We start from the raw sequence: 9,796 nt of genomic DNA, 5'->3' as shown, positions 1-9,796 counted from the left end.
TCAAATCATTGGAAATTCGCACTTCAAGATTGAATCCACCCGCTTACACAAGGATTTCGCATAATATATATTATGGGACAAATTCAATCAATGGAGGGCGGCAATTATTTCGGATTGACCTCCTGAACCGATCGGTTAGCTTCAGACTTTTGGGGCTTGGGAGAACGATATGGCACGCGCTTCGATGGCGATCTTGTTAGGGGCTGGGCTCCTTTTGGCGGGTCAAGCTGCGGCTCAGACGCAGGCTGAAGCACAGCGTTCTGCGATGTTTGCCCGTGCCAAGGCCGTCGAGATTAGCCATGCGTGGACGCCCCCACCCGGTGATCCTTTATCTCATTTCACGATTGCCTATGCGAAGCTGATGTGCAGCGCGGTGTTTGTGAGTGGGTTTGATCCAGAGTTTGCTCGCGCCACCTTGGGTGACGCCAATGCATTGGCCGCTGTTGCGCATCGGGCAAAATCGGGTCCGCCGGTGATTGACCGCCAACGCCGTGAAGTCCGCGTAACAACCCAAACCGGCCTGACCCGGACGGCGCGCTATATTGGCGATCAGGGCTGCGTCAGCCTCCCAGAAGGATCAAACGAGATTGGGTTCAAGCCAAAGCCCGTGCCGCGCAACGTACCAAACGCCGCAACGACGGCTTGGCCCATGGGCGATGTGGTTGCGCCGAATGCGGCAGCGGGCCTTGACCCGGCAAAAATCAAGGCCGTGGTTGACGCCGCCTTCGCACCCGATGATGCACTTACCCAGGCCTTTGTGGTGACATGGAAAGGCCAAATCATCGCCGAGCGTTATGGCTCTGGGGCGCGTGCGACGACGCCTCTTGAGGGTTGGTCGATGGGTAAAAGCATCGCGGCCAGTTTGATTGGCGTGCAGATGCAACAAGGGCTCTATACCTTAGACCAGCCAGCCCCGATTCCAGAATGGCAAGGCGCTGGCGATAAGAGACAAGCCATTCGTATCCGCGATATTCTCAATATGTCGAGCGGTCTGCGGGTGCGGGCCGAACAAGACCCTGAGTATGTGTATGATGGCAGCTATCCCGATCACTGGTATTATTACACCGGCAATAATGCCTTTGCTTATGCCGCCAGTCGTCCGCAGCAATGGCCCCCGGGCGTCATCGGCCGCTATCGCAATACAGATCCGGTCTTGATCAATTATCTGATCCAATTGGGCGTGAAGAAACAAGGCGGCGATTATCTCACCTTCCCTCAACGCGCTTTGTTTGACCGCATCGGCATTCGCTCTGCCGTGTTGGAAACCGATGCCAGCGGCAATTTCTTGACCCAAGGCTATGATTTAATGGCGGGGCGCGATTGGGCGCGATTGGGCAATTTGTATTTGCAAGATGGTGTCTGGAATGGCGAGCGCATCCTACCAGAGGGCTTTGTAAAATTTGTCAGCACCTTGGCCCCGGCTTGGGTTGCCGATGGGCGACCGGTCTATGGCGGCCTGTTTTGGGTGAACGGTGACGGTAACTTCCCAATTCCGCGCGATGCCTATGCGATGCAGGGCGCGGGCGGCCAGTACACAATCATCATCCCATCCCATGATCTCGTCATTGTGCGTTTAGGTCGGTTCGCAGGATCCAGGCCGGGCGCTGCAAGTTTGAACCGCGCCTTGGCCCTGCTCATGGCGGCCGTGCCGCCAAGCGAGACAGGCAAATGAGGCCAAAGCCACCTTCAAGCCTTTGCCCCGCCCCTTCGGATCGCGGTTTGTAGGTCTTTCAAGCCAGGACCCAGAAAGATAAAGCCCATCAACACGAAGGGCGAGACCAGATAGCCCCAATAGAAATTATTGGGTCGGCCCGTCATGGCAAAGGCGAGCATATAGCCCAGCACGAGTAGAAGGCAGAACAGAGCCGTCTCCGTGCGCCAACAGAGCCAGCCGAATAGGCCCAGCACAATCATGGGAAACGCGAGTGCCGCTGGTAATTCCGACAGCGGCAAGGACTGCCAGAGGAAGTGGAGCGCGGCAGCTGGCCCATTGGCCAACATCCAAGACGGCGCGCTGGGGTCATTGGGCTGAACAACGCCAGAGACCGCGTGTGCGTGTAAGAACATATAGCCGAGGAAGGCTAGGATTAAGCCAACCCACGCGCCGGTTTCGACCCAACGTCGCTGTAGCAAGGCGAAAGCTGCCATAAGCAAAACAAATGGCAAAACAAGTTCGCGCAGAGCCAAGGCACAAGCGGCAATCAAAAAGCTTGGCAGCCAAACTTTGGGTCGATAGAGGCCGATTGATAGCGCGATCAAAGCCCCGGCCCAAATCTCGTGCATATAAATAATCTTTGGGTTCAAAACTGGCGAAAGGCCAGCTGCCAAAAGCCCAATCAACGCCCAACGCCGCCACCGACTCATTTTGTGCTCAGCCAGCTTTTGGTACCAAACATAAAGGGCGGCCAGAGCAATCGCGATCTCCAGAAGTTGGCCCCACAAGGTTCCAAGATGTGCCAGAACAAATGCAAGGGTGGGCAGTCGTACCGTCACAAAGGGTTGGGTGGGAAAGCCGCGGGCGCGCTGTTCTTCGACAGCGACCACATAATAATTCTCCCCTGCCCGCATGCGATCTATGATGGCTTTGTAAAGGCGCAGATCATCGCCGCCCACTTCTTGCGTTTGGGCTTGCTGCATCGATTTCACGATGGAGATAGGCTGAGCTTTCGGACTGGACTTTGAGACAGCAAACCAAAAGCTTGTTGCGAGGAGGAGCAGCAGCAGACCTAAAACCCACTTCGCGCCACGACTGGAGATCGTGGCAAAACGAGATGCGTCGCTCATTACTTCCGCCATGTTACAAAGGAGGATGCCGCGAAGTTCCATACCGCGCCAACCACAACCCCGGCCATGCCCGCTAGCCACCATTGGCTATCCATCTGATGCACCCAATTGCCAATACCAATATTGGCCACCGCACCTACGGCCGACACCAAATAGAAGGTCAAAAGACCGTGCACCATTTTCCAGCCCTTGAGGCGGCGATCACGATAGGTGAAGCGGTTATTCAAGAAGAAGTTGAACGCAATTGCTGTAGCTACGGCTGCAAACTGGCCACTCATGAAACTGGCCCCCAGCGCAAGCATCGTGCCCAGAACGGACAAATGCACCCCAACGCCCAAACCGCCCACTGCAAGGAAGGAAACCAGCCGGGTTGGGATGAATCGTCCAATCGTCTTATCGATCAAAAGCGAGATATATTCGAGCGCGATCATGCTGTCGGCTTTGCTCTCGCCATTCAGGCGGGAGCGGAACACATAAGGCACTTCGACTATGCGTGGCGGCGTTGGTAAAGACGCAACAATGTCGAGCAGAATTTTAAAGCCGACACCCGAGAGGCGTGGCAGAGCCGCCATCAAGGTTTCGCGACGAATAGCCATAAAGCCACTCATCGGATCAGACAGCCTAACCCGCAGAATTTTCTGGCCCAGCCAAGTCGCCCCTTGCGAGGCGCGATGGCGCAATTTGTTCCACTCTCCGACGCTGCCGCCTTTGGCATAGCGCGTGCCAATTGCAATATCGGCTTCATCATTTTCGATGGCAGAAACCATGCTGGGCAAGGCAGTCTCGTCATGCTGTAGGTCGCCATCGACCACAGCCAGAATGGGGGCAGATGTGGCGAGCATGCCCTCGACAACGGCGCTCGAAAGCCCCCTCCTCCCGATGCGATGAATGACCCGAACATGGGTGTCTTTCTGCCCGATCTCCCGCACAAGGTCAGCGGTGCCGTCGGGGGAATTGTCATCGACGAAAATCGCTTCCCAATGATAGCCCACCAGCGCTGCGGACAATTTGTCCAGCAAGGGCATCACATTGGCGGCTTCATTGAAGGTTGGAATGATAACGGCGAGCTGTAAGGGCCCTGCTATGGCAATCCTGGCTTCTTCCTGTGGACGCGCCAGCTGCATCAGCATACCCAAACCCCAATTCGATTATTTTACCTTGCATCGTTTGTAGCAGGTGCAGGGTTAATGCCTCGTAATCAGGGGCTGATTTGGACCAATTCTGGGGCTATAGCTCGGCAAAGACCATCAATACGATGGGAAGACGGCCCCTTGAATGGTTCTTAATCATCAGTCAAAGGAAGGGTGCATGCCTTTGAGAATGCACCCCACCCGTAACCCTGTGTGATCTGTTAGATCGCCTGCGATGTCACCTTTCGGGTCTTCCACAGCGAGAACAATACCCCACCTGCGATCAGCGCCATCGTAATCCCGAGTGACCATTCAGCGGGGAATTTGCCGCCGGGGAATAAGTCACCCATAAAGATTTTGGAGCCGATGAAGACCAGTGTCAGTGCCAAGGCGTACTTCAAATATTTGAAGCGGTGCACCATCGCGGCCAGTGCAAAGAACAACGCACGCAGGCCCAAAATCGCAAAGATGTTAGACGTGTACACAATGTAGGCGTCCGAGGTGATTGCGAAAATGGCGGGTACGCTGTCAATCGCAAAGACCAAGTCGACGATTTCGACAAACATCAAGGCGAGCAAAAGCGGGGTTGCAAAATAGCGCAGCTTCCCTGTTTTCGGATCGGGCAATTGCACGCGGAACTTATTGCCATGCAATTCAGGCGTCACATTCATGCGCTTCTTCAGCCAGAGCAGAATCTTATTGTCTGCCATATCGGGCTCTTTATCGCCTTTCATGAACATCATGATGCCCGTGCCAATCAGGAACACGGCAAAGATGTAAAGCACCCACGAGAACTGGCTGACCAAGGCTGCACCGACCCCAATCATGATTGCCCGCAACACGATCACGCCGATGATGCCCCAGAATAGGACCCGATGCTGATACTTCCGTGGAATGGCCAAATAGGTGAAGACCATGGAAATCACGAAAACATTGTCCATTGCGAGGGTCTTCTCAACAGCAAATCCTGTCAGATACAGCTGGAGTGCCGTCCAAGCTCTTTCTTCCCCGACGACTGAGAGAATTTGCGGGTCGATCGAGGCAGTTGGCGAGGCATTATTGTAGAGCATCCAGATGATGCCCGAGAAGCCAAGACCAATGGCGATATAAAACGCGCTCATCTTGAGGGATTCAGCGACGCCGATTTCATGGTCTTGCTTGTTTACAACCCCAAGGTCGAAGGCAAGTAGTGCGATTACCGCGCCGATAAAGGCATACCAAATCCAGGCGGCTTTCCCGAGAAACTCGGCAAACAAAATAGTCTCTAGCATGATAATGACTCCGGCCAAAACGGATGTGTGACAAACTTAGCCGACATCACTGCGAAGACTTGGTCTACGCAGCCAGAGGGACCCGACTGGAGCGGCAAATGGCGAAGCTGGGCCCCATCTTCAATGGGTGGGGCCATTGGATGACAGGCTTGTGATGCTTGGTTGATCTCCCCTGCTCAAGAGGTAAAGCGCCCCATTCCGATTTGGCGGCTCCAGCGAAAAGGGGCCTCACCTTTAGCCAAGCAAGCGTGACAAGGGCCGCAGGCTTCTTCTAAAGTGAGAGTTCACGCGATCACGCACGGAAGGCTATAGCATGAGACGGGCAGCCCTTATCAGTCCAGTACGAACCCCGATTGGTAAATTTCTGGGTGGCTTAAGTTCTGTTCCGGTTGAAACCCTTGCCGCCCATGTTGTTAAAGCCGTGGTGGCGCGCAGCGGCATTGATCCAATGCTGATCGAGGATGTCGTGTTTGCGCAAAGCTATGCCAGTGGCGAGACGCCGTGCGTGGGGCGCTGGGCCGCTTTGTCGGCCGGCTTGCCGATCGAGGTACCGGGCATTCAGATTGATCGGCGCTGTGGCGGGGGCCTACAGGCTTTGGCGACGGCTGCCATGATGGTGCAAACCGGCGCCGTCGATGTGGTGCTGGCCGGGGGTGTGGAGAGCATGAGCAATGTGGAGTTTTATACCACGGCCATGCGGGGCGGCGCGCGAGCGGGCAGTGTGACCTTCTATGATCGCCTTGAGCGCGGGCGTGAGCGGTCACAACCGGTAGAGCGTTTTGGCGTCATCCCCGGCATGATCACGACGGCGGAAAATTTGGCCTCAGACTATGCCATCAGCCGCGAGGCCTGCGATGAACTTGCCGCCGAAAGCCAAGTCCGCGCCGCGCGTGCGTGGGCACAAGGCCGCTTTGACGCGGAGATCATCCCCATTCCGATCCCACAGCGCGGCGGTGACCCGATTGAGTTCAAAATGGACGAAGGCATTCGCGCTGATACGACGGCTGCCTCTTTGGCCAAGCTAAAGCCCATGGTGACAGGTGGGGTCTGCACGGCCGGCAATTCCAGCCAACAAAATGATGCAGCCTCTGCCTGTCTGGTCGTGGCTGAAGATCGCTTGGTCGAGCTTGGGCTGGACCCGTCCGCCTTTTTCGTCGGCTGGGCGGCAGCCGGGGTAGAACCGTCGCGCATGGGGATAGGCCCGGTCCCCGCCGTGCATAAGCTTTTTGCAAAGACCGGGCTTTCTTGGGCCGATATGGGCTTGGTTGAGCTCAATGAGGCCTTTGCCTCGCAAGTGCTGGCGGTTCTCAAAGGTTGGGACTGGGATGACCGCTCGATCCTCAATGTCAATGGCTCGGGCATTTCCTTAGGCCATCCAATTGGCGCGACGGGCATGCGCATCATGACCAGCCTTGTGCATGAGATGCAGCGCAGACAGGTCCGTTATGGCCTCGAGACCATGTGTGTCGGCGGCGGCCAAGGCATAGCCGCGATTTTTGAGCGCGCTTGAGGGCTCTAACGCGCCAACGTCCCACCATCGACGGGAACAATCGTGCCGGTCATGAAGGAAGCTTGATCTGAGATCAGGAAGGCAAAGACATTGGCGATCTCTTCAGGCTCTGCATAGCGGCCCATCGGGACGCCTTGGGTGAAGATGGGTCTGGCCGCCTGCGGGTCGTCGGGCATCACCAAGCGCTCAGCATAGCCCATCATTCCGGTATCGGTGGGCGATGGGCAGATGGCTAGGACCCGAACCCCATTGGGGGCATAATGCACAGCGGCTGACTTGGTCATGCCCACAACGGCATGTTTGCTGGCGGTATAGGCAAAGATATTGCCACCCCCGCTGAGCCCGCTGATCGAGGACACATTGACGATCACCCCTGTGCCCTCGGCGCTTAAATGCTGACCCACATATTTGAGGCCCAGATAAACCCCGCGTGCATTGATCGCCATAACGCGGTCAAAGTCGGCCTCCTCATAGCGCGATACCGGATGGGCTGGGCCCGAAATCCCGGCATTTGAAAACAGAAAATCGAGCCGCCCAAAGTGCGCCAGTGCGCTCTTAACCGCCTCTTGCCACGCCTCAGCTTGGGAGACATCGCCGATAAAGGCGGCGACTTTAACACCGTCTGGCGTCGCGATATGGTCGACCTCCTCAGCCCAAGCCGGATCAATATCCCAAGCCAGGACATGCACCCCCTCCGCCATCATCCGCTGCAGTGTGGCGCGCCCAATGCCGCGCGCGGCACCAGTAATGATCGCGACCCGACCTTCGAGCCCGAGATTGACTTTAGTCATGGTGATTTCCTTGCGTAAGAAAGCGGTGAATGGCGTGGGCAACGGAAACAGGGGCGTCGCGCACAGGATTGTGGCCGACGTGCTTAAGCGCTGTGCAGGTCAAATTAGCAAAATAGCCAGCCATGGCATCACGGCTTTCAAGCGTGAAGACGGGGTCAGCCTCGCCCCAAATCAAATGGGTCGGGGTTTGGATCGTCCAGCTAGGTGAGGTCATCCAGGCAGATAGGTCTGGGCCAGGGTTTAACTCAAATGGGCTCGCCCGATACCAATCAATGGCAGCCCGCCAACGATCTGGGTCTGACCAAGCCGCTTCATAAAGCGCGGCTTCTTCTGCCCCCATGCGGCCATCGGCCTGTGCTTCTTGGAACCAGATTTTGAAGGGATTGCTGGCAGGATCGGCCTGCCACATCGCTTCTAACGCACCTGATTTAAGCGCAGTCATATAGGCAGAGGCCGCTCTTTGACCTGGGCTTTGGATCAAGGCGGTTTGCAAAGCGGCAGGATGAACTGCATTGATCAGGATCAAGCGATGGACATGCTGAGGAAAACAGGCGGCAAACCAGCAGCCGATCACCCCGCCCCAGTCATGCCCAACCAGCACCACTTTCCCACTGGGTGAATTGGTGTGGATGAGCTGTCGGATATCTTCCAGCAAAATCTCAGGCGCATAATCCTTCACCCGTGGCGGCTTGTCTGAGGGGTGATAGCCGCGCTGATCTGGCAAGATAGAAAGGCGGTCCTGTGGTAGATGGTCGATCACGCGCTGCCATATCGAGCCCAGATCGGGAAAGCCATGTAACCATAACAACGGTGGCGCATGGCTGTGCGCATCGCCCCTACGCACCACATGCAGCTTGATCCCTTGGATGGATTGGAACCCAGCCGCTTGCATCAGCTTGTCGCGGCTTGCGCGCCGGCGCGGTAGAATTGCGCGGCAAGGCGATCCATCTCAGCAGGTAGATCGCGTCCAGCCACATGATCTACAGATAGATGTTCATGACCGGGCAGCACTTCGAGTAGCTCAAAAATAGTGCCGTCAGGATCACGGCCATAAACAAAGCGCACGGCCCCATTGCTCATGGGTGCGGCATGGAAATGAACGCCAGCGACCGATAGGCGCTGATACTCCGCATCAAGATCATCGACTTCGAGCGCAAAATGGCTCCAGCCCAGGCGCGACGCATCCACCAAGGGTCTGGGTTCTGTTTTCGGCTGGTGATATTGCCAGAACTCCAGCGTCAAAGGCCCGGCCTTCACCCAAGCCCCATCAAAGACAATGTCATTCAAGCCAGCAACCACATCATATTTTGGCTCGGGGCCAAAATGGCCGGTGCTATGGACCGGTGCACCGGTAACAAGACTATAGAAGGCCGATAAGCGCTGGATGTTCGGCGTGACCAGGGCAATATGGGCAAACCAAGGTGGACTGGCGACCGAAGCCGCATAGGGCAAGCCCTCCAGTTCCAGCACATTGTCCTCGGGGTCGCGGATGTAACAATAGAGATTGCCGGTGCCCAAACCTGAGGGCCGGGCATGGCTTTTAGCCCCTGCCCCAACAAAGGCATCATATAGCCAATCGCCGTCTGCCGCTTGCAGGCAGATGTGGCGCAGGCCAGCGCGATAAACTTCTGGCGACCCATCAGGTTCGGCTGGGTTTGTGAAGTGAAAAAGCTCGAGAAAGCCGGTTGGACCGCGTAACAGCGCCACCTCACACGCACTGTTGCCCACCGCCATCATGGCGCGCAAATCGACACGGTCGCTAACGTGGAAACGCGCGATCACCTCAAAGGCGTGGGCCGTGGTGTAGAACTGGATTGCGCCGTCCAGATTGGCGACGCTTAAACCCGCATGATGCAATCCCTTGATCATGACACCACCTGCTCGTCCCGTTTGGACATCGTCATTCCCGCCCGTTCTTATTTTATCTTCCGTCAATAGTAATGGTGGGCGGGTAGCCGTCAAGCACAAATCAGCGACTTCGTGCGGCAACCTGCCCTGAGGTCTCCGCTCGCCGCTTCGTTCCGGCGGGGGTGAGATCGCGCTTTTTGAAGGAGTCTCATCTAGAAGCGCTTTGGTGACCCCTCTGGTCACCCAACCGCACCCTCAATTGTTCTTGCGACCNGGCGATCCGTTTTCGAAGAAAACGGACACTTGACGACCCAGATGTCGCGGCCATCCTCGATCATCCATTTTGGTGAAACAGCGTTTCCACCAAAATGGGTCTAGATGAAATCTCCCCTCATCCCGTGACAGTGGAGAGTGGATAGACAAAAACCTATCCCCCTGTATCCAAGCCTCGCATAAGCTTTA

At 56.3% G+C, this 9,796-nt stretch carries 8 protein-coding genes; 2 read left to right on the top strand and 6 right to left on the bottom strand.

The genetic code is table 11. From position 1 onward, the window contains the following. Positions 1-169: 169 nt before the first annotated feature. Entirely contained in the window at positions 170-1,672 is a 1,503-nt protein-coding gene (locus tag B7364_RS04530; RefSeq protein WP_085338748.1) for a serine hydrolase domain-containing protein, read from the top strand. Between the two features lie 14 nt (positions 1,673-1,686). Here the strand turns inward: B7364_RS04530 and B7364_RS04525 are convergent, their stop codons facing one another. The 3 genes from B7364_RS04525 to B7364_RS04515 all read right to left on the bottom strand — a co-directional run bounded on the left by B7364_RS04525 (position 1,687) and on the right by B7364_RS04515 (position 5,185). After that, a complete protein-coding gene (locus B7364_RS04525) occupies positions 1,687-2,784 on the bottom strand; it encodes a glycosyltransferase family protein (protein ID WP_085338747.1) in 1,098 nt (365 codons plus the stop codon). Then, positions 2,784-3,908 carry a glycosyltransferase family 2 protein gene (locus tag B7364_RS04520; RefSeq protein ID WP_232780808.1) on the bottom strand — a complete coding sequence of 375 codons (1,125 nt, stop codon included), beginning with the start codon at positions 3,906-3,908 and terminating at the stop codon, positions 2,784-2,786. Before B7364_RS04520 ends, B7364_RS04525 begins: the two co-directional genes overlap by 1 nt. Before the next feature lie 227 nt (positions 3,909-4,135). Next, the gene (locus B7364_RS04515; protein ID WP_085338746.1) at positions 4,136-5,185 is read right to left on the bottom strand and encodes a TerC family protein; all 1,050 of its coding nucleotides are present in this window, start codon (positions 5,183-5,185) and stop codon (positions 4,136-4,138) included. A 313-nt stretch (positions 5,186-5,498) separates the two neighbouring features. Between B7364_RS04515 and B7364_RS04510 the strand changes: the two genes are divergently transcribed. Further along, positions 5,499-6,695 carry an acetyl-CoA C-acetyltransferase gene (locus B7364_RS04510; protein ID WP_085338745.1) on the top strand — a complete coding sequence of 399 codons (1,197 nt, stop codon included), beginning with the start codon at positions 5,499-5,501 and terminating at the stop codon, positions 6,693-6,695. 5 nt (positions 6,696-6,700) lie between these two features. Here B7364_RS04510 and B7364_RS04505 read toward each other — a convergent pair whose 3' ends face one another. From B7364_RS04505 to B7364_RS04495, 3 genes are read right to left on the bottom strand one after another with little or no spacing between them, the layout of a single operon-like run. Continuing rightward, the gene (locus B7364_RS04505) at positions 6,701-7,486 is read right to left on the bottom strand and encodes an SDR family NAD(P)-dependent oxidoreductase (protein WP_085338744.1); all 786 of its coding nucleotides are present in this window, start codon (positions 7,484-7,486) and stop codon (positions 6,701-6,703) included. After that, on the bottom strand, positions 7,479-8,378 hold the full coding sequence (locus B7364_RS04500) for an alpha/beta fold hydrolase (protein WP_085338743.1): 900 nt from the start codon (positions 8,376-8,378) through the stop codon (positions 7,479-7,481). The genes B7364_RS04505 and B7364_RS04500 overlap by 8 nt, the downstream gene beginning before the upstream one ends. Beyond that, on the bottom strand, positions 8,378-9,355 hold the full coding sequence (locus B7364_RS04495) for a VOC family protein (protein WP_157893488.1): 978 nt from the start codon (positions 9,353-9,355) through the stop codon (positions 8,378-8,380). The genes B7364_RS04500 and B7364_RS04495 overlap by 1 nt, the downstream gene beginning before the upstream one ends. Positions 9,356-9,796 lie beyond the last annotated feature (441 nt).

This window comes from Aquidulcibacter paucihalophilus (assembly GCF_002105465.1).
Classification (GTDB): Bacteria; Pseudomonadota; Alphaproteobacteria; order Caulobacterales; family Aquidulcibacteraceae; genus Aquidulcibacter; species Aquidulcibacter paucihalophilus.
The sequence above is the reverse complement of the archived record's forward strand: the minus strand, read 5'-3'. Positions and strand labels throughout refer to the sequence as shown.